General features: G+C 72.5%; 15 protein-coding genes. 4 read left to right on the top strand and 11 right to left on the bottom strand.

Annotated features, from left to right (window positions below):
- Window positions 1-56 precede the first annotated feature (56 nt).
- The 8 genes from icmA to ABD352_RS31460 all read right to left on the bottom strand — a co-directional run bounded on the left by icmA (window position 57) and on the right by ABD352_RS31460 (window position 10,962).
- On the bottom strand, window positions 57-1,730 hold the full coding sequence (icmA, locus tag ABD352_RS31425; RefSeq protein ID WP_344616131.1) for a coenzyme B12-dependent isobutyryl-CoA mutase large subunit: 1,674 nt from the start codon (window positions 1,728-1,730) through the stop codon (window positions 57-59).
- Between the two features lie 119 nt (window positions 1,731-1,849).
- Window positions 1,850-2,536 carry an Asp23/Gls24 family envelope stress response protein gene (locus ABD352_RS31430; RefSeq protein ID WP_344616132.1) on the bottom strand — a complete coding sequence of 229 codons (687 nt, stop codon included), beginning with the start codon at window positions 2,534-2,536 and terminating at the stop codon, window positions 1,850-1,852.
- A gap of 80 nt (window positions 2,537-2,616) precedes the next feature.
- Complete coding sequence (locus ABD352_RS31435) at window positions 2,617-3,807, bottom strand: hypothetical protein (protein WP_344616133.1); 1,191 nt, start codon at window positions 3,805-3,807, stop codon at window positions 2,617-2,619.
- 324 nt (window positions 3,808-4,131) lie between these two features.
- Complete coding sequence (locus tag ABD352_RS31440; protein ID WP_344616134.1) at window positions 4,132-4,785, bottom strand: ATP-binding cassette domain-containing protein; 654 nt, start codon at window positions 4,783-4,785, stop codon at window positions 4,132-4,134.
- Window positions 4,782-5,636: an ABC transporter ATP-binding protein gene (locus ABD352_RS31445; RefSeq protein WP_344616135.1), complete on the bottom strand. Its 855-nt coding sequence runs from the start codon at window positions 5,634-5,636 to the stop codon at window positions 4,782-4,784. Before ABD352_RS31445 ends, ABD352_RS31440 begins: the two co-directional genes overlap by 4 nt.
- Window positions 5,633-8,680: an FtsX-like permease family protein gene (locus tag ABD352_RS31450; protein WP_344616136.1), complete on the bottom strand. Its 3,048-nt coding sequence runs from the start codon at window positions 8,678-8,680 to the stop codon at window positions 5,633-5,635. Before ABD352_RS31450 ends, ABD352_RS31445 begins: the two co-directional genes overlap by 4 nt.
- A 135-nt stretch (window positions 8,681-8,815) precedes the next feature.
- The gene (meaB, locus tag ABD352_RS31455; protein WP_344616137.1) at window positions 8,816-9,778 is read right to left on the bottom strand and encodes a methylmalonyl Co-A mutase-associated GTPase MeaB; all 963 of its coding nucleotides are present in this window, start codon (window positions 9,776-9,778) and stop codon (window positions 8,816-8,818) included.
- Window positions 9,775-10,962 carry an acetyl-CoA C-acetyltransferase gene (locus ABD352_RS31460; RefSeq protein ID WP_344616138.1) on the bottom strand — a complete coding sequence of 396 codons (1,188 nt, stop codon included), beginning with the start codon at window positions 10,960-10,962 and terminating at the stop codon, window positions 9,775-9,777. The genes meaB and ABD352_RS31460 overlap by 4 nt, the downstream gene beginning before the upstream one ends.
- Window positions 10,963-11,035: 73 nt before the next feature.
- Between ABD352_RS31460 and mce the strand changes: the two genes are divergently transcribed.
- The 4 genes from mce to ABD352_RS31480 all read left to right on the top strand — a co-directional run bounded on the left by mce (window position 11,036) and on the right by ABD352_RS31480 (window position 16,481).
- The gene (gene mce / locus ABD352_RS31465) at window positions 11,036-11,488 is read left to right on the top strand and encodes a methylmalonyl-CoA epimerase (protein WP_344616139.1); all 453 of its coding nucleotides are present in this window, start codon (window positions 11,036-11,038) and stop codon (window positions 11,486-11,488) included.
- 171 nt (window positions 11,489-11,659) lie between these two features.
- Window positions 11,660-13,009 (top strand): crotonyl-CoA carboxylase/reductase, encoded by a 1,350-nt coding sequence (gene ccrA, locus ABD352_RS31470; RefSeq protein ID WP_344616140.1) that lies wholly within the window; start codon window positions 11,660-11,662, stop codon window positions 13,007-13,009.
- Between the two features lie 213 nt (window positions 13,010-13,222).
- Window positions 13,223-14,461: a coiled-coil domain-containing protein gene (locus ABD352_RS31475; RefSeq protein ID WP_344616141.1), complete on the top strand. Its 1,239-nt coding sequence runs from the start codon at window positions 13,223-13,225 to the stop codon at window positions 14,459-14,461.
- A 172-nt stretch (window positions 14,462-14,633) separates the two neighbouring features.
- Window positions 14,634-16,481: a coiled-coil domain-containing protein gene (locus ABD352_RS31480; protein WP_344616142.1), complete on the top strand. Its 1,848-nt coding sequence runs from the start codon at window positions 14,634-14,636 to the stop codon at window positions 16,479-16,481.
- Between the two features lie 150 nt (window positions 16,482-16,631).
- Here ABD352_RS31480 and ABD352_RS31485 read toward each other — a convergent pair whose 3' ends face one another.
- From ABD352_RS31485 to ABD352_RS31495, 3 genes are read right to left on the bottom strand one after another with little or no spacing between them, the layout of a single operon-like run.
- Window positions 16,632-17,519, bottom strand: coding sequence for a glycosyltransferase family 2 protein (locus tag ABD352_RS31485; RefSeq protein WP_344616143.1), 888 nt, complete (start codon window positions 17,517-17,519; stop codon window positions 16,632-16,634).
- Window positions 17,516-18,295 carry a phosphatase PAP2 family protein gene (locus ABD352_RS31490; protein ID WP_344616144.1) on the bottom strand — a complete coding sequence of 260 codons (780 nt, stop codon included), beginning with the start codon at window positions 18,293-18,295 and terminating at the stop codon, window positions 17,516-17,518. Before ABD352_RS31490 ends, ABD352_RS31485 begins: the two co-directional genes overlap by 4 nt.
- A gap of 37 nt (window positions 18,296-18,332) precedes the next feature.
- The gene (locus ABD352_RS31495) at window positions 18,333-19,373 is read right to left on the bottom strand and encodes a hypothetical protein (protein ID WP_344616145.1); all 1,041 of its coding nucleotides are present in this window, start codon (window positions 19,371-19,373) and stop codon (window positions 18,333-18,335) included.
- Between the last annotated feature and the right edge of the window lie 198 nt (window positions 19,374-19,571).

Raw genomic sequence — 19,571 nt, forward strand, 5'->3', positions numbered from 1 at the left:
GCGGGGGGAGGTGCCGGTTGCGCGCCTGTATTGCGGTTAGGTAACGGGAGCGTGGCTCAGAATCGGGCGGGTTCGCGGTAGATGCCCCACTCGTCCTTGAGGGCCCCGCAGATCTCGCCCAGCGTGGCCTCGGCCCGGGCCGCGTCCAGCATCGAGGGGATCATGTTCTCGCCGGCGCGGCCCGCCGCGATCATGCGCTCCAGGCGCTCCTTGACCGCGACGTTGTCCCGCCCGGCCCGGCGGGTGGCCAGCAGCGTCTTCTGCTCGACCTCGACCTCGTGGGAGACCCGCAGGATGTCCAGGTCGCGGGTGACCGAGCCGGTGTGCGCGTTGACCCCGACGACGCGCTTCTCGCCCTTCTCCAGCGCCTGCTGGTACGCGAAGGCGCTGTCGGCGATCTCGGACATGAACCAGCCGTCCTCGATGCCGCGCAGGATGCCGCTGGTGATCGTGCCGTCGCCGCCCATCTCGCGGATCCGGGCGAAGATCGCCTCGGCCTCGGCCTCGATGCGGTCGGTGAGCGCCTCGACGAACCACGCGCCGCCCAGCGGGTCGGCGACGTTGGTCACGCCGGTCTCCTCCATGAGCACCTGCTGGGTGCGCAGCGCGATCTCGGCGGCCTGGTCGGTGGGCAGCGCGAGGGTCTCGTCCAGCGCGTTGGTGTGCAGGGAGTTGGTCCCGCCGAGCACCGCCGCGAGCGCCTCGACCGCGGTGCGGACCACGTTGTTGTACGGCTGCTGCGCGGTCAGCGACACCCCGGCCGTCTGCGTGTGGAAGCGCAGCCAGAGCGCCTTCTCGCTGGTGGCGCCGTAGACCTCGCGCAGCCAGCGGGCCCAGATGCGCCGCGCCGCGCGGAACTTGGCGATCTCCTCGAAGAAGTCGATGTGCGCGTCGAAGAAGAAGCTCAGCCCGGGCGCGAACGCGTTGACGTCCAGGCCGCGGGACTTGCCGAGCTCGACGTAGCCGAAGCCGTCGGCCAGCGTGAACGCGAGCTCCTGGGCGGCGGTCGCGCCGGCCTCCCGGATGTGGTACCCCGACACGGACAGCGGCTTGTAACGGGGGATGTGCCGGCCGGTGTACTCCATGAGGTCGCCGATCAGGCGGAGGTGCGGCTCCGGCGGGAACAGCCACTCCTTCTGCGCGATGTACTCCTTGAAGATGTCGGTCTGCAGCGTGCCGTCGAGCCGCCCGAGGTCGGCGCCCTGGCGCTCGGCGGCCACGAGGTACATGCAGAACACCGGCACCGCGGGCCCCGAGATCGTCATGCTCGTGGTCACGTCGGCCAGCGGGATGCCCTCGAAGAGCACGTCCATGTCGGCCGCGGAGTCGATGGCGACGCCGCAGTGCCCGACCTCGCCCAGCGACTGCGGGTCGTCGGAGTCGCGCCCCATCAGGGTGGGCATGTCGAAGGCGACCGAGAGCCCGCCGCCGCCCGCGCCGAGCAGCATCTTGTACCGCGCGTTGGTCTGCCGCGCGTTGCCGAACCCGGAGAACTGGCGGATGGTCCAGGCGCGGCCGCGGTACCCTGTGGGGTGCAGCCCTCGGGTGTAGGGGTACTCGCCCGGCCAGCCGATCCGCTCGAACCCGGGGACGTCGGCCCCCTCGGGCGGCCCGTACACGGGTTCGACCCGCGAGCCGGACAGCGTGGTGAAGTCGGCGTCGCGCTTGCGGGCCTCGTCGAAGCGGCGCTGCCAGCGCGCGCGCCCCTCGGCGATCTCGTGGGCGTCCATGGGTGTCGGCGCTCCTCGGGTGCGGCGGGTGGGTCCGTCACACTCGATGCTAACCGCCACCTGAACGATCGCTAAGCCCGCGTCCCTCAAGTGTGGGGACGCGGGCCGCGGATCAGGGGTTACGCGTAGTCGGCGGCGCGGGCCTCGTCGTTGCCCACCCGCTGGGTGTCCTTCTCGTCCACGTGCACGTCGTCGACCACGATGTCCACCGCGGTCACCTCCAGCCCGAGCAGGTTCTCCACCGAGCTGATCACCTTGGTCCGGACCTTCTCGGCCACCGAGTACACGACGTACCCGTACTCGATCACCAGCGTCACCCGGACCGTGGCGTTGCGTCCCTCCAGCCGCACGTGGACGCCCCGGTTGGACGACTCCCCCTCGGACTCGCCCAGCCCGATGCGGTCGCGCACGGCCGCGAACACCCGGGCCACGTCGCCGCCCAGGTCGTAGACGCCCGGCACCTCGCGCGCGGCGATGCCGGCGATCTTCTCGACCACCTCGTCGGCGATCGTGGTGGTGCCCCGCTCGGCCGCCAGCTCCGCGTTGTTGCGCAGCCGGTCGACCACCTGCGAGGCGATCCGGCCCGACGCCGCCGCGGTGTTCGAGGCGAACTCGCCCACCTTGTCGGCCGCGCCCGCCGCGAAGGTGGAGACCTTCTCGGCGGCGTCATCGAACCTTGAGTGCTGCTCCTGCTCGGGCGCGGCCGCCTGGGCCGGTACTACGGTCCCCGTGACCGGCTCGCCGGAGGCCGGCTCCACGGTGGCCAGGGCGTCGCCGGTCAGGTCCGGGTCGACGGCTTCGCTCATCGTCGTTACTCCCCACTCGTCCCCAGGTCTCGAAACGCCCGCAGCGTACTCGCGCGGCGCCAGGGCGGGGCACCCTCCGTTCAGGCGCCGTAGGTCGCCTGGGTCACCGCGAACACGTTGCGGTGCCCGACCGTCTCCTGCAGTGACCAGAGCAGGTCCGGGTTGGCGTCGTCCTCCCAGTAGCTGATGCTCTCGCCGCCGCCCACCCAGGCGTACGTGTGCGAGCCGTCGGCGGGCGTCCAGTAGTACAGCTGCTTGGCGCCGGACGAGTTGAACCACCACCGCCCGTTGTGCGAGGCCACCCCGTTGAGCTTGTACCAGGGCAGCTGCAGCGCCTGCGAGGCCGTCGTCGCGGCGGCGAAGGTCGTGGCGCCCGACGCGAACGGGAACCGCACGGCCCGCGGGGCGCGGTTGGGGTAGTCCGTGCAGCCGGAGGAGCAGGTGTACTCCGTCATGACGATCGACTTGCTGACCCGGTCGAGCGAGATGGTGGACCAGGCCAGCGCCGCGCTCGACGTGGTGGCCGCGGTGAGCGTGCCGATCTGCGGCAGCACGTATGCGTAGTTGTGCGCGTACCACGTGTTGCCGACCGCGCCGATCTGGTCCGCCGTGCCGCCCGTGTTCGTCTTCAGGATCTTGCGCATGTCGAACACCCGCATCCCGCGGCCCGTGTCGGCGACGTAGAGGTAGTCGCCGTACCAGACCACCCCGCCGGCGTGCACCTTCACGTCCTTGAAGCTCGGCGCGGCCGCGGTCCCGGTCGGCTCGACCAGCAGGATCTTGCGGTACGTGTTCGCGTACGTGGCGTCCCAGTCGACCAGCGTGATCCGGCTGCGGCTCTGCGCGCCGTCGCAGCCGTCCTTGGTGTACCAGCTCACGAGCACCAGCTGGTGCCCGTCGTAGTTGCCGCTGTTCGCCGTCCCGACCGCGTCCCGGCTGGTGGTGATCCCCTGCGGGTAGTTCGCGCAGTCCGAGTTGTCCCCGTCGTCGAACCGGAACCCGGTCTGGTACCCCGCGATCCCGAGCGAGTCGGTGATGCCCGTCCGGTTGTGGTTGGCGTTGTCCATGACGGTGTGCACGGCCGCGGTGCCGAGCTTGGCCACCAGGGCGGTGTTGAGCGCGTCGTACTGGTTGTAGTTCGCGGCCAGCGTGAACTGGCTCGCCGCCAGCGCGACGGGCGCGGCCGCGGCGAACGCCGGGGGTGCCCCCAGGGCGGCACCGAGCGCGGCGACGGCGACCCCGCCGACCAGCAGACGACTGCGTAGTTTCATGGCTTTCCCTCCGCTTTGTGCACCAATCGACAAACCACGATAGGTCTGCGGGGTGGTGTCGCGGAGGGCGGCGAGATCGCGAGCAGATAACGGCCTTTGGAACGATAAGTCGGGCGCTGGCGCGCCGCGACTTATCGGACTTATACCCCGACAGGCCTTAGGTCCGATTTGGCACCCAAGGCGAGTGTCGCAACCTGTCCGATTTATCCGCTGTCAGGGTATAAATGCGACATGTCGTGGCGCGCCAGCGCCCGACATGTCGGAAAACCGGCGATCCCCGTCCGGGCCGGCGCAGCCGCGCACCGACCCGGACCAGGGAGAACGTCAGCCGCGGACCAGCTGCGCCGCGCCGTCGGAGAGGTGCAGCTCGCGGTCGCAGGCCGCGGCCGCCTCCGGGTCGTGCGTGGCGAACACGACCGCCGCGCCCCGCCGCGCCTCCTCCTGCAGCAGCTCCATGACCTTCTGCCGGTTGGTGGCGTCCAGCTCGCTGGTCACCTCGTCGGCCAGGACCACGGCGCCGTGCAGGGCCAGCCCCCGCGCGATCGCCGTGCGCTGCTGCTGGCCGCCGGACAGCTCCTCCACCAGCTGGTCGGCCTGCCCGGCCAGCCCCAGCCGCTCCAGCGAGGAGACCGTCGCGCGGCGGGCGTCGGCGGGTGCGGCGCCGCCGGCGATCATCGCGACCTGGATGTTCTCCTGGGCGGTCAGGATCGCGGCCAGGCCGTTGTCCTGCGGAATGAGCACGACCTTCTCGGCCACCGCGTGGTCGCGGTCGCGCAGCGGCGCGCCGTCGACCGCGACGACGCCCGCGGCCGGGCGCAGCAGGCCGGCCATCGCCCACAGCAGGGTCGTCTTGCCGGCACCGGACGGGCCGGTGACGGCCAGGATCTGGCCCGGGGAGACCAGGACCGACACGTCGCGCAGGACCGGGCGGTCGCGCTCGTACGCCACCGTCACCCCATCGACCGTCAGCGTCTTCACTGCACACCCTCCACGTTCGCTCGAGCCGGCACCAGGAGCACGGTCCCGTCGGGCTGGGGCTCGACGCCCACAAGGGTGCCCGGCGGCAGCATGCGCAGGACGTCCTGCGGCAGGTGCACCGTACCGTCGCGACCCACCACCGCGTAGTCCTCCCCGCGCCGCCCCTCCGCGCCGACCCGGCCGTCGCGGATGGTCACGGTGCGGCCCATGTGCCGGCCGACATCCGGGTCGTGGGTCACGACCACGACGGTCGTGCCCGCGCCGCGCACCGCGTCGAGGGCGTGCAGCACCTCGTCGCGGGCCCGGGTGTCGAGCTGGCTGGTCGGCTCGTCCGCGAGCAGCAGGCCCGGCCGTCCGGCCAGCCCTACGGCGAGCGCCAACCGCTGGCGCTCACCAGGAGAGAGTCGCTGCGGGCGCTGCCGGTTGCGTCCGCGCCCGGACAACCCGACCATCGCGAGGACCTCGCGGGGCTCGGGCAGGTCGCGGCGCCGTTCGGCGGGGACGCCGCGCTGGGCGAAGCGCACGTTCTGCTCCGCGGTGAGGTACGGCAGGAGATTGCGCGAAGCCCCCTGCAGCACCACGCCGACGTCGGACGCGCGCAGGTTCTGCAGCTCCGCCGGGGTGGCCCGGACGAGGTCGTGCTCGCCGACGCTCAGCCGGCCGGCCGACGGCGGCAGGAGCCCGGCCAGCAGGGACAACAGCGTCGACTTGCCCGACCCGGACGGCCCGAGCAGCGCGACCGACTCGCCGGCCGAGATGTCCAGGTCGACCCCGGACAGCGCGACGACGTCGTAGCCCTCGAGCCGGTAGATGTACACCAGACCGCGGCACATCACCGCAAGACCGCTCATTGCAGACCGTCCTTGAGGCGCATCGGCGTCGCCCGGCCCAGCAGCCGCAGGACCACGATCACGGTCAGCAGCAGGCCGAGCACCGTCAGGCCCAGCGCGATGGGCAGCGCGCCGAGCGACGGCTCGTAGGAGAACGATCCGGCCGGCTCCCCCACCGTCACCAGCGGCACGCCCGGCAGCATCACCAGCGCGCCGAGCACGCCCGCGGCCAGGCCGACCACGAGCGGCAGGCCGAGCAGGGCGCGGTACTCCCGCAGCACCGCCCGGCGCAGCTGACCGGCCCGCACCCCGGCCACCCGCAGCGCGGCCAGCTCGTAGAGGCGGGCCCGGACGCCGACGTAGGCGCTGAGCAGCACCACGCCGAGCGCGAGCAGGATGGCCGCGGCGCCGGCCAGCAGGTACAGCCACAGCCCGAGCGCCGGCGCGCGGCGGCCGAGCTGGTCGGTGTACCCCTGGATCGACTCCGTCCCGAGCACCTGGACGCCGAGGCCGCCCAGCCGCGCGGCGAGGTCCGCGGGCGCGCCGCCGGTCGCCCAGACCTCGTAGCGCAGGTTCGCGTTGTCGGCCAGGCTGCCGCTGCGCTCCGCCATGCGGGTGGCGTAGTCCAGGTCGAACATGACCGCGCGCCGACCGGCCCGGGGCAGGCTGTCCGTGCGCCCCACGACGGTGAACGGCTGCGGCTGCTCGGAGAAGCCCGGCAGCTTGAACGACGCCGACTGCGCGTCGTCGGTGGGCGCGCCGCCGGCCAGCACGGCCGGGAGGGCGTCGGGGGTGTCGACGTGCTCGACGACCGCGTCGGCCGGGTCGCTGCCGGACACGTCGATGCCCAGCGCCGCGCCCGCGCGCACGGTGACCGTCGCGCCGCCCGCCGCGCTCTCGCGGGGCTGCCAGCGCCCGGCGAGGTCGAAGCCGGGGCTGAGCGGGCCGCCGTCGGTGGTCAGGCCGCGCACGGCGACGGTGACCGCGTAGGGGTCCGTGCCGCCCGCCGCCCGCCCGACCGCGAGGCCGACCAGCCGGCACTCGGCGGTGCAGCCGGTGAGCGTCGCGTGGTACGTGTGGGTGCCCTTGGTCAGCGCGCCGAGCGCGACCGTGCGCGGCGGCTGCCCCGGGTTGGCCACGATCGCGGCCAGGCGCAGCGCCGGCTTGGCCGGCAGGACGTCGACGGTCACCTCGGCGCCGAGGTCCTTGCCCAGGCGCAGCGGGTCGGCCGCCGCCGGGTGCAGCCGGCCCGCGACCGCGCCCAGCTGCTCGCCGGAGTGCCCGCGCCAGACGGCCACGCCGGCCAGCCGGCCGGACTGCACGCCGAGCAGCTCGACGGGGGCGTTGTCGAAGCGCTGGCTCGCCCGTACCACGGCCATCGAGTGGCCGCCGGGATCGGCCTTGGCCACGGCCGACTCGAGCGCGTCGGGATAGGCGGCGTTGACCGTGTAGACCCGCTGGGCACCGAGCGCGTCCTCGGCGGTGTCCTGCCGCGCCCGCGCGGCGACGTCCCAGGCGGTGGCGGCGAAGGCGAGCAGCGCCACGGCCACGGTGACCACCACGACGAGGCGCTGTCCGCCCGGGCGCCGGGACAGCTGCGCCGCCGACAGCAGCGGCACGATCCGGCCGCGGCGGCGCGCGACGCGCAGCCGGGCGCCAGACCACAGGCCGAGCAGGCGGGCCGCGCCGATGCCGAGCACCAGCGCGAGCAGCGGCGGGGCGAGCAGGGCCAGCGGCGAGGTGCGGTCGGCGACGGCGGCCACGATGCTGGCCGCGGCGAGCGCGACGACCACGCCCTCGGTGACGCCGGCCTTCCAGCCGCCGCGCTCGGGCACGCGGCGCAGCAGGCCGAGCACCGGGCGGCCGAGCGTCTGCCGGGCGGCGAGCACGGCGGCGAGGACGCCGGCGGCGAAGGCGATCCCGGCCGCGGCGAAAACCGGCCAGCGCAGCTGCGCGCCCACGCCCGGGGCGAGCAGCGCGGAGGCGGCGACCTGGACCAGCCCCAGCCCCACGGCCAGGCCGACGGGCACCGCGGCCGCGGTGAGCAGCACGACCTCGCCGAGGCCGAAGCGGGCCGCCCGCCCGGACGGGTATCCGCGTAGCTTGGCCAGCGCGATCTCGGGGGCGCGCTCCTCGGTGAGGGACGCCACGAGCAGGAAGAGCACGAACCAGCAGAGCAGCAGCAACGGTACGGCGATGATCGGCGCCGCCCGCGCGATGTCCTTCTGGTCGACCTCGATGTCGTGCAGCACCGCCGGCAGGGTGGTGCTCACCTCGAGCTCCTGCCCCCGCACCCGGTCGCCGAGGGTCTGCAGGCTCTCGCGCAGCCGGGCGACGTCGTCGAGGCGGATGCGCTCGGTGCGCAGCGGGTACTCCAGCCGGGTCGACAGCGTCGCCGCCGGCTCGGCCCGCAGGTCCTCCTCGGTGAGGCTGAACAGCGCGTCCGCGCGCTCGCCCTCGCCGTCCGCGCCCGCGCTGAAGTACGCGGTGCGACCCCAGTACGCGGCGTTGGCGTCCTTCGGGGAGTACAACCCGGTGATCTTGAAGCTCTTGTCCCGGCCGGCCCCGGCCGGTCCGAGGTGGACGGTGAGCTGGTCGCCGGCCTGGAGCTGGTGCGCGGCGGCCGTGCGCTTGCTGACCGCGACCTCGCCCGGGTTGTCCGGGCACGCGCCCTCGAGCTCGAGCTGGGCGCAGACGTCCTGGCGGAACGCGAGCCGCCCGGCCGCGCCCGCGTACGCGGCCTCGGTGTCGATGGCCGCGACCGGGCGGTCGAGGCGCTCGTCGAGAAACTTGTCCTTGTCGAGGGCCGTATTCATGGCCAGCCGGATCTCGGCGAGGTCCATGAAGGCGGCGCTGTCTTTGGTGCCCTTGGACCCGACGGTCATCCCGGTCGCGTCGGTGGACGCGGCGGACAGGCCGTCGGTGAGCACGGACTGCTGCGCGGCCCGGCTGTACGCGGGCGCGAGGACGGCCGCCGTGGTCGCCGTGACGGCGAGGAGAAAGACCACGAACGACCGGCCGGCCCGGTACCTGATGCCACGCAACATGACGGTCCAGGCCGTCACGTGAGCCCCCTGTGCTGGTCTAGCTGAAGGTTGACCCGCAGACCTTAGCCGGTAAGGGCCGCCAGGGCGTCGGCCACTTCTCACCCGCGAAATCACCCCCTGGCGGGGGGTGAGCCCGCCGGGCGCCGGGGAGCGTCAGGCCAGTTCGGCCAGGAGGGCCCCGGCGGCCGCGTACGGGTCGGTGGCGCCGGACGCGACGTCCCGGGCCAGCTTCCCCAGCCGGGTTCCGCTGCGCAGGTCCTGCATCCGGGCGCGCAGCACGCCCAGCGCGATCGCCTCGATCTCCGCCTCCGCGCGCCGCTGCCGCCGCGCCTGCAGCTCGCCGGAGTCGTGCAGGTACTCCCGGTGCGCGTCGAGCGCCTCGACCAGCTCGTCGATCCCCTCGCCGCGGGAGGCGACGCAGCGCACCACGCGCGGGCGCCACTCGCCGGGGGCGCGGTCGCCGAGGCCGATCATGCCCTGGATGTCGCGGTACGTCGCGTCGGCGCCATCGCGGTCGGCCTTGTTCACGACGAAGACGTCGGCGATCTCGAGCACGCCGGCCTTGGCCGCCTGCACGGCGTCGCCCATGCCGGGCGCGACGAGCACCAGGGTGGTGTCGGCCAGCCCGGCGATCTCCACCTCGGCCTGGCCGACCCCGACGGTCTCCACGACCACGGGGTCGCAGCCGGCCCCCTCCAGCACCCGGGCCGCCTGGGGCGTGGCGGCGGACAGCCCGCCGAGGTGGCCGCGGCTGGACATGGAGCGGATGTAGACGCCGGGGTCGGTGGCGTGGTCCTGCATCCGCACCCGGTCGCCGAGGATGGCCCCGCCGGTGAACGGGCTGGACGGGTCCACGGCGAGCACGCCGACCCGCCGGCCGGCCTTGCGAAACGCCCGGACCAGCTCGTTGGTGGTGGTGGACTTGCCCACGCCGGGCGAGCCGGTGAGGCCGATCACCGCGGCCTCACCGGTGTGCGGGGCGAGCGCCGCCGCGATCCGCGGCAGCGCCTCGTCACCGTCCTCGACCAGGCTGATCAGCCGGGCGACGGCCCGCGGGTCTCCCTCCCGGGCCGCGCCCACGAGCGCGGGCACGTCCCGGGAGCGGCGCAGCGTCACTGCTTGGGCACGCGCAGCAGGAGGGCGTCGCCCTGGCCGCCGCCGCCGCACAGGCCCGCCGCGCCCAGGCCGCCGCCGCGGCGGCGCAGCTCGAGCGCGAGGGTGAGGGCGAGGCGGGCACCACTCATGCCGATCGGGTGACCCAGGGCGATCGCGCCGCCGTTGACGTTGACGATCGCCGGGTCGATGCCCAGGTCGGCGGTGGACTGCACGCCGACCGCGGCGAAGGCCTCGTTGATCTCGACCAGGTCCAGGTCGGCCGGGGTCAGGCCGGCCTTGGCCAGCGCGTGGCGGATCGCGTTGGACGGCTGGCTGGTCAGCGAGTTGTCCGGGCCGGCCACGTTGCCGTGCGCGCCGATCTCGGCCAGCCACGACAGGCCCAGCTCCTCGGCCTTGGCCTTGCTGGCCACCACGACCGCGCAGGCGCCGTCGGAGATCGGCGAGGAGGTGGCGGCGGTGATGGTGCCGTCCGCGCTGAACGCCGGGCGCAGCTTGGCCAGGCTCTCCGCCGTGGTCTCGGGCCGGATCTGCTCGTCGTCGGCGACGACGAGCGGCTCGCCCTTGCGCTGCTGGATCTCCACGGGAACGATCTCCTCCGCGAAGCGCCCCTCCTTCTGGGCGGCGGCGGCCTTCTGGTGGCTGGCCGCGCCGAAGGCGTCCTGCGCGGCGCGGCTGATGCCGAGGCGGGCCACGTGCCGCTCCGTCGACTCGCCCATGGATACCTGGTCGTAGGCGTCGGTGAGGCCGTCGTGGGCCATGTGGTCGCGGATCACCACGTCGCCGTACTTGTACCCCTGCCGCTGCCCGGAGAGCAGGTGCGGGGCGTTGGTCATCGACTCCATCCCGCCGGCCACCACGAGGTCGAACTCCCCCGCCCGGATGAGCTGGTCGGCCAGCGCGATGGCGTCCAGGCCGGACAGGCACACCTTGTTGATCGTCAGCGCCGGCACGTGCATCGGGATCCCGGCTCCCACCGCGGCCTGGCGGGCCGGCATCTGCCCGGCGCCGGCCTGCAGGACCTGCCCCATGATGACGTACTGCACCTGCCCGGGCGCCACGCCGGAGCGCTCGAGCGCGGCCCGGATGGCGATCTCGCCCAGTTTGGTGGCCGGGAAGTCCTTGAGGGCGCCGAGCAGGCGGCCCATCGGCGTGCGGGCGCCGTTGAGGATCACCGACTGAGTCATGACTGAGGCCTCCGAGAGAAGGTTCACACCGCGTCGTCGCGACCTGAACGTTGGATCAGTTCAGACTATCGCCATGGACACCTCGGCCTCGAAGTTGGAAATATCACCCATCGGTCTCCAGCGGATCGACCACATAGGCATCGCCGTCGCGGACCTCGACGAGGCGATCGCGTTCTACGCCCGCGTCTTCGGGATGCGCTGCGTACACGTCGAGGTCAACGAGGAGCAGGGGGTGCGCGAGGCGATGCTGTCGGTCGGCCCGACGCCCGCCGGCGGATGCCTGCAGCTGCTCGCCCCGCTCTCCCCGGACTCGACGATCGCCAAGTTCCTGGACCGCAACGGGCCGGGCGTGCAGCAGGTCGCCTACACGGTGACCGACGTGGACGCCACGTGCGCCGCGCTGCGCGAGCGGGGGGTGCGGCTGCTGTACGACGAGCCCCGGCGCGGTACCGCCGGATCCCGGATCAATTTCGTGCACCCGAAGGACGCCGGGGGCGTGCTGGTCGAGCTCGTGCAGCCCGCCTGAGCGCGGCCGGGGCCGGCCAGTGCAGTTCTTCACAGGCCGGTTCCTGATTTAGCTACCGTTCAGTAACGTCCGGCTCGGGGCATCGAGATGTGTTGCCGATCCCCATGGTCGCCCGCCCGTGTCTGCGGCGACGCTGCCTCCCAGAACCGTCCCGGACGTTAGGAGCCGTAGGTGCAGCACATCCTCGACGCGATCATGCAGGCGGAAGGGGCCGCCGACCCCGCGGCCGAACTGCGCGCCGTGGCCGGCCTGCCGGTGCCCGACAGCTACCGGGGCGTGGTGGTGCGGGCCGAGGAGGCCGGCATGTTCGACGGGCTGGCCACGCGCGACAAGGACCCGCGCAAGTCCCTGCACGTACAGGAGGTGCCCACCCCCGAGGTGGGGCCCGGCGAGGCGCTCATCGCCGTGATGGGCAGCGCGGTCAACTACAACACCGTCTGGACCTCGATCTTCGAGCCGGTTTCGACGTTCGGGTTCCTGCAGCGGTACGGCAGGTTGAACTCCCTCAGCAGGCGCCACGACCTGCCGTACCACGTCGTCGGCTCGGACGCGGCGGGCGTGGTGCTGCGGGTCGGGCCCGGCGTCAGCAAGTGGAAGCCGGGCGACGAGGTCGTCGCGCACTGCCTCAGCGTCGAGCTCGAGGACGCGGCCGGGCACGACGACACGATGCTGGACCCGCAGCAGCGCATCTGGGGCTTCGAGACCAACTACGGCGGCCTGGCCGAGCTGGCCCTGGTCAAGGCCAACCAGCTGATGCCCAAGCCCGCCCACCTGTCGTGGGAGGAGGCGGCCTGCCCCGGCCTGGTCAACTCGACCGCCTACCGGCAGCTCGTCTCCCACCACGGCGCGCAGATGAAGCAGGGCGACACGGTGCTCATCTGGGGCGCCTCCGGCGGCCTGGGCTCCTACGCCGTGCAGTTCGCGCTCAACGGCGGCGCGACGCCGGTCTGCGTGGTCTCCAGCCCGCAGAAGGCGCAGCTGTGCCGGGACATGGGGGCCGAGCTCGTGATCGACCGCTCGGGCTACCGGTTCTGGAAGGACGAGCAGACCCAGGACACCGCGGAGTGGCGCCGTTTCGGGGCCGAGATCCGGGCGCTCACCGGCGGCGAGGACCCCGACATCGTGTTCGAGCACCCGGGGCGCGAGACCTTCGGCGTCAGCGTTTTCGTGGCCAAGCGCGGCGGCACGATCGTCACGTGTGCCTCGACATCGGGGTTCATGCATCAGTACGACAACCGGTATCTCTGGATGAACCTCAAGCGCATCGTCGGTAGTCACTTCGCCAACTACAGAGAGGCGTGGGAGGCGAACCGGTTGATCGCGCGGGGGCGCATCCACCCGACGCTGTCGCGGGCGTACCCGCTCGAGCAGACGGGGCAGGCGGCGTACGACGTCCATCGCAACGCCCATCAGGGCAAGGTCGGCGTCCTGTGCCTGGCCCAGGACGAGGGCCTCGGGGTCCGCGACCACGAGCTGCGCGCCCGCCACGAGACCGCGATCAACCGCTTCCGCAACCGATAAGCCCAGATGATCTGGCCCGGCGGGGGTGGTTGGGATGAGGTGACCACCCCCGTCGCGGCAATTTCACCTCGTACGTACGGCTAGGCGACACGCCCATAAAGCGGTACAAAAACATGGCGTGTCCTGCCAGGCAAAAGTTGACCTTGCCAGCCCTGCGGAAGATACCCCTCGCACCCTTGCGAAAGCCCCCGGGTGGTCTGCGAGTATGTGCCAATGCCCCAGCAGCAGTCCTCGGTTGACTTCTTCCAGAACGGCTCGGATCACGAAGAGCTGAGCGTGGTCCTGCGCGGTTACGACCGTCAGCAGGTCGACAGCAAGCTGCAGCGCCTCAACGCGCAGCTGCAGCAGGCCAGCCAGGCCCGCGAAGAGGCCGAGGGCCGACTCGCCGAGGCCCAGCGTCGCGTCCGTCAGGCTGAGCAGCGCCTCGGCACGATGGAGCAGAAGCTCAGCGACACCAACAAGCAGCTGGAAGAGAACAACCGGCCGACGCTGTCGGGCCTGGGCACGCGGGTCGAGCAGATCCTGCGCCTGGCCGAGGAGCAGGCGAACGACCACCGGGGCGAGGCGAAGCGCGAGTCCGAGGGCATCATCTCCGCGGCGCGGCTGGAGGCCCGCGAGATCACCGACAAGGCGCGGGCCGAGTCCGCGGCCATGAAGGCGACCGCGGAGCGCGAGGCCGGCAACCTGCGCACCGCCGCCGAGCGCGAGGCCGCCGAGGTCCGGGTGCAGGCCCGGCGCGAGGCCGACACGCTGCGGGCCGACGCCGAGCGCGAGACCAAGCAGCTGCGCACCGCCACCGCCCACGAGGTCGCCGAGCTCAAGGCGACCGTCGAGCGCGAGGTGGCCACGCTGCGGGCCACCGCCGAGCGCGAGATCACCCAGCTGCGCGCCAAGGCCGCCCGCGAGGCCGAGGAGAAGCGCGCCGAGGCGACCAAGCTGCTCACCGACGCCCGCGACAAGCGCGACAAGGACCTGCAGTCCCTCGCCCTGGAGATCGCCGAGCGGCAGGAGAAGGCCGAGCGCGACGAGTCCGCCCGCCACGCCTCCGCCGTCGCCGCCACCCAGAAGCTCGTCACCGAGGCCGAGGGGCGTGCCCGGGCGGCCGAGGACCGGGCCAAGGAGATCGAACAGCGCGCCGAGACCCGCCGGGTCGAGTCGGAGCGGTCCGCCGCCGAGACCATCGACAAGGCCAAGAACCTGTCCGACAAGACCGTCAACGAGGCCCGCGCCGAGGCCCACCGCCTCCTCAGCGAGGCCCGGGCGGAGGCCGAGGAGACCACGCAGCGTGCCCGCCGCGAGGTCGAGGACCTCACGCGCCAGAAGGACGCGGTCACCTCGCAGCTCGGTCAGATGCTCTCCGGCCTCGCCGGCATCATGCCGGTCGCGCCGCAGCAGTCCAGCGGCGACGCTGACAAGGGCAAGTCCGGCGACTCCAAGAAGGTCACAGCTTAGATCGCCTGGTCCGGGTCGGCCCGGCGAAGCTCTGCCGAGCCGGACCAGGTGGTAGGGATCGCGGCGTGCGAGTGCCGCTTCTCGAATCATTCACGGGGAGTTCTATCGCACGTCCCGTCACGCGCAGTGTGTAATTGCGCGTGGCGGGACGTTGCGTGTGAGGATGGGTGTTATGTCAGACGGCGGCGACCTCTTCAACGCGGGCACCGGGGTGTCCTCCGAGCCAGACTTCGAGACCGCCATCCGGGGCTACCGGCGGGATCAGGTCGACAAGTACTGGACCCAGTCCGAGAACGAGATCGCCGCGCTGAAGCTCGAGAACGAAGAGGTCTGGGGCCAGGTCCAGGCCCTCGCCTCGCAGGTCCAGGACCTGCAGATGGAGCTCGCCGACCTGCGCCGGCTCGCGCCCGGCCGGGGCGAGGGCCTCTCGTTCCGCCATCTCGGCCCGCGGGTCGAGCAGATCCTCGGACTCGCCGAGGACCAGGCCGCTGACATCCGCGCCTCCGCCGTACAGGAGATCGCCGGCCTGCGGGGCGAGGCCGAGCGCCTGCTCGCCGAGGCCCGCGCCCGCGCCGCCAAGGCCAACGAGGACTTCGAGCTGGCCCTGGGCGCCCGCCGGGCCGAGGAGGAGCGCTCGGTCGCCGACCGCCGAGCCGCCCTCGACGCCGAGGCCCGCGCCATCGAGGAGCGCGCCGCCGCGGCCCGCGCCCAGGGCGAGCACGTCGTCGCCACCGCCCACTCCGAGGCCCAGCGCCTCACCCAGGCCACCACCGCCCAGCTGGAGCAGGCCCGGGCCGACGCCGAGGGGCACGCCCACCAGGTGCGCACGGCGGCCGAGCAGCACGCCACCACGGTGCGGACCGAGGCCGAACAGCACGCCCACTCCCTGCGCACCGCCGCCGAGCAGCAGACCGCCGGCGCCGAGTCGCACGCCGCCGCGATCGTCGCGCAGGCCAAGGAGCAGGCGGCCCAGCTCGCCGCCCAGGCCAAGCACGAGGCCGACACCGTCACCTCGCAGGCCCAGCAGGCGGCCGCCGCGGTCGCCGCCAAGGCCCAGGAGGCCGCCGAGTCGGTCGCCGCCCAGGCCCAGCAGCACGCCGCCACGGTGGCCACCCAGGCCAAGGAGGCCGCCGACGCCGTGGCCGCCCAGGCCGAGCAGGCCGCCGCCGCGGCCGCCGAGCAGGCCCGCCAGAAGCTGGAGGCCGAGACCGGCGCGGCCAAGCGGGAGGCCGAGACCCAGGTCGCCGCCCACCGCGCCACCCTCGAGCAGGAGCTGCGCGACCTGCGTACCGCCCACGACACCGAGCTGGCCGGCCTGCGCACCACCCACGACGCCGAGCTGGCCGAGCAGCGCGCCACCGCCACCTCGGAGGCCGAGCAGCTGCGCACGGCGGCCCGGACGGAGGCCGACGAGCTGCGCGCGACCGCCGCGACGGAGGCTGACAAGCTGCGCGCCACCGCCACCACCGAGGCCGAGGCTGTGAAGGCCCGCATCGAGGCGCTGGAGTCCGAGAACGCCGAGCTGCGCACCACGGCGTCGGCGGGCGCCGAGAAGGCCGAGGCCCAGCGGGCGCGCATCGAGGCCCTGGAGGCCAAGGCCGCCGAGGCCGAGAGGCTCAAGACCCGCGTGCAGACCCTGGAGACCGAGGCCGCCGAGGTCGAGACGCTCAAGGCCCGCGTGCAGACCCTCGAGGCCGAGGCCGAGGAGGCCGCGACCGAGCGGACGATGGCCCTCGACGCGGCGAAGAAGGAAGCTGCGGGGAAGGCCGAGCGGCGCGTGGAGGATCTGCGCAAGCAGGAGGCCGACCTGAGCGCCCAGCTGACCCGGCTGCGCGAGCAGGAGACGGAGCTGACGACCCAGGTCGCCGCCGCCGAGGCCCTCCTGGCCGAGGTCGGCCAGGAGGTGGCGACGGTTCCCGCGCCCGCCAACGGCAACGCCGCCGACGCGGAGAGCAACGGCAAGGCCGCCGCCGCCGAGGCGAACGGCAAGGTCCCGGTCGAGGCCAACGGCAGCCGCTGACGGCTGGGGCCTGCGCCCCACCGACCGCTCGCCCCACCGCCGGGGCGACCTGTATCCGTTCACCGGGCGTGGGCGATCGGCATCGGCTGGCCCGTCACTCCTCACCCACCACGGATGGGACGGCAGAACCACCACGACGGGTCGAGGGAGTCAGCGGCGTCCGATGGCCAGCCGGGCGAGCTTGCGCGACTTGTGCGAGACCGTCCGCTGCTGCCGCCGCAGGTACATCCGGTACACCGCCGCCTTCGCCTGCCGCCGCTGGTCCGACGTCAGCCCCGGCGCCTCCCCCGCCCACTGCAGCAGCTCCCGGCACTGCAGCGTGTTGGAGAAGTGCGACTGCCACGACGGCACGCCCAGGCGGCCGGCGATCGTGCCGATGCGCTCGTGCTTCCAGTGCCGGTGGGCCAGGACCTCCGGGATGTGCCGCCACGGGCCGGCGAGGGCCAGCTTGGCCGCGAAGACCTCGTCCTCGCGCAGCATGTTGCGCCGCGGGATGGCGGCCACCGGGGCGCGGCGCATCATCGCGTAGAGCGGGTCGATCAGGAGGTGGCTCGCGTTGAGCAGGCGCAGCATCTCGCGCAGGCGGGCGATCGGGTCGCCGGAGGCCAGCTCCGTGCCGTCGTACTCCGCCGTGGAGACGCCGCCGTCCGGGGCCTCGTAGGAGATCTGGGTGGTGACGAGCAGCAGGCGCGGGTCGGCGCGGAAGAGGGCCACGGTCTTGGCCGAGTAGGACGGGTCCAGGGTGTCGTCGTCGCCGATCCAGCGGAAGTACTCGCCGTCGGCGTTGGCCTGCACGTACTGGAAGTTGCGCAGAATCCCGATGTTCTCCGCCTGCCGGTGGTAGGCGATGCGCCCGTCGGCGCGGGCCAGCTCGCGGCAGACCTCCTCGGTGTCGTCGGTCGAGGCGTTGTCGGAGATGACCAGCTGCAGGCTCGGGTAGTCCTGCGAGAGCACCGACTTGACGACCTTCTCGATGTCGCGTCCGGCGTTGCGCACCGGGAGGCCGATCGAGACCAGCGGCGACTCAGCGTTCGTCATGACACCTTCCGGCGTTGGGTGGCTTCGGCCGATTCGGTCCGGGCGAGCAGAACGAGCAAGGCCAACGCTACCAACGCCGTGCCGCCCAGTGCGATGGCACAACCGGCCAGAAGCGGACCGGCGAGCAGCACCACGATCGCGCAGCAGATCGCCGAGAACCCGTACCCGGCGGCGAGCCGGTAGACGTACCGCCGCCTCGGAACCCGGCGGAGCCGCCCGCCGCGGTCGAGCACGAGCGTCACCGCGCTCACCACGAAGAGCGCGATGCAGTCGCTGCCGAGGGTGTCGCCGGGGCGATGCCAGCCGGCCAGGATCACGGCGACCGCGACGGCGGCGGCGAAGGCGGAGGAGAGCACCAGGGTGGCCAGGCGCCAGCGGTACGGCACCACCAGGACCAGCGCGCACATGATGGCCACCGCGATCGCCGTGTGCCCGCTCGGGAAGCTCTGGTCGTCGCGGCGGTACCCGTGCGGCAGCAGGCGCGGCCGGCTCACCGACAGCTGCACGATCTCGGCGCCGATGACGGTGGCGGCCAGGACGACGACGCCGGCCGCGCCGACCCGCGGCGCGCGGCGGGCCCAGCCGATGGCGAGCAGGGCGGCGACGGCCAGGACCAGCGAGGCCACGTCGGCGGAGAGCACCAGGGTCGCGTGGCGGGAGCCGCCCCGGCCCTCGGCGGCGACGAGGACCGCGTCCTCGAAGCGCTGGCCGGGCACGGTGCGCACGGCGAGCGCGTAGACGGCCCCGAGCAGCAGCGCGGACCCGCAGCCGAGCACGAGGGCGCGGAGCCACGCTCCGCGCCCCCGGGAAGGCTCATTTACAAGGGAGCGGGCCCACGACCGAAGTGATGTTGTAGTTGTCGTCAATCGTCACCAGCTGGTTGCCTGACCACTCCATCGGCGATGAACAGTCCGCCTCGATCGGGCCGTAGATCCACGACTTGTTCACGAGGGAGTTGTTCTTCACCACGACGCTACCGCGGGCGTTCTTGACCTGGATGCTGTAGGTGCCACCCATCACCAGGTTGTTGGTGACCGTCACGTCGACCGTCTGGTTGTCGACGATGAAGATGGGCGCGGTCACGTCCTTGGCATCGCGCTGGTCGATGGTCGTGTTGTTCAGGGTCAGGCCCCGGCCCGTCATGTACGTCTGGATGCCGTCCGAGTGATCCCCCGGGTTCGAGCACAGGTACACGTACGAGCTCTGGATGTTGATGTTGTCGCCCGAGGCGCGGAAGCCGTCGCCGTGCCCGCGGATGTGGACCCGGGTGGCGGTGTAGTTCGACTCACCGATGCCCGGCATCGTGAGGCAGCCGGTGGCCGGGCCGACCGTGGAATCGCTGATCGAGAACGAATACTTCTTGCCGCCGTATTCGTCAAGAACGCCGCCGTCGATCTGGCTGTTCGTGATCTTGACGTTGAAGGCGGTGATCAGCAGATCACCCTTGATGTGCACTTTGTCGAGGACCGTGCCGTCCTTTTGCACCCGATATGAATTACCGCCGTCGTTGCCCGCCAGTTCGGCGAGCTTCGTGCCCTTGGGCACGCCGACGTTGGCCGGAGTCGGCCGGGTGCCGGCCGCAGTGCTGCCGGAATTGGGGGGATTCGCTGTTTTCGTGCTAGCTGGCTTCGAGCTCGGAGCGCCGGATGGCGATGCGGAGGCCTGGGCGGAGGCCGGCGCCGAACCGGATGGTTCGACGGATGGATCGGGCTGGCCGCTGGCACTGCCGCGGCCGGACTGATGGCCGGGAGTGCCCTCTACCTTGCAACTCGCGAGCATCAACGCTGCTGCGGCTACCGCGATGAGTGCCGTGGCAGCGCCGAGCCGATGGGCCCTGCGCTTCCGGTCGATCACGGTCGAAACACTCCATTCCTGGCGATGTCGTAGGTCCTGAGCGCAAGCCATTCTCGCGCCTCGGCCATGCTACCGTCCCGCCGCTTGCGATTGCCCAGCCATCGCAAGAATGCGGCACAAATGCATTCCGACCTGCACTTTCATTTCTTTGGTAATTCTTAAGTCATCAAAGATCCTCGAAATCTTGTCATTTTCCAG

Source organism: Dactylosporangium salmoneum (assembly GCF_039532525.1).
Classification (GTDB): domain Bacteria; phylum Actinomycetota; class Actinomycetes; order Mycobacteriales; family Micromonosporaceae; genus Dactylosporangium; species Dactylosporangium salmoneum.

Coding starts and splice junctions, on each gene's coding strand:
- ABD352_RS31430 (WP_344616132.1), bottom strand. CDS start 2,536: ATGAGCGAAGCCGTCGACCCGGACCTGACCGGCGACGCCCTGGCCACC.
- ABD352_RS31480 (WP_344616142.1), top strand. CDS start 14,634: ATGTCAGACGGCGGCGACCTCTTCAACGCGGGCACCGGGGTGTCCTCC.
- ABD352_RS31435 (WP_344616133.1), bottom strand. CDS start 3,807: ATGAAACTACGCAGTCGTCTGCTGGTCGGCGGGGTCGCCGTCGCCGCG.
- ABD352_RS31445 (WP_344616135.1), bottom strand. CDS start 5,636: ATGAGCGGTCTTGCGGTGATGTGCCGCGGTCTGGTGTACATCTACCGG.
- ABD352_RS31460 (WP_344616138.1), bottom strand. CDS start 10,962: ATGACTCAGTCGGTGATCCTCAACGGCGCCCGCACGCCGATGGGCCGC.
- mce (WP_344616139.1), top strand. CDS start 11,036: ATGGACACCTCGGCCTCGAAGTTGGAAATATCACCCATCGGTCTCCAG.
- ABD352_RS31475 (WP_344616141.1), top strand. CDS start 13,223: ATGCCCCAGCAGCAGTCCTCGGTTGACTTCTTCCAGAACGGCTCGGAT.
- icmA (WP_344616131.1), bottom strand. CDS start 1,730: ATGGACGCCCACGAGATCGCCGAGGGGCGCGCGCGCTGGCAGCGCCGC.
- ABD352_RS31485 (WP_344616143.1), bottom strand. CDS start 17,519: ATGACGAACGCTGAGTCGCCGCTGGTCTCGATCGGCCTCCCGGTGCGC.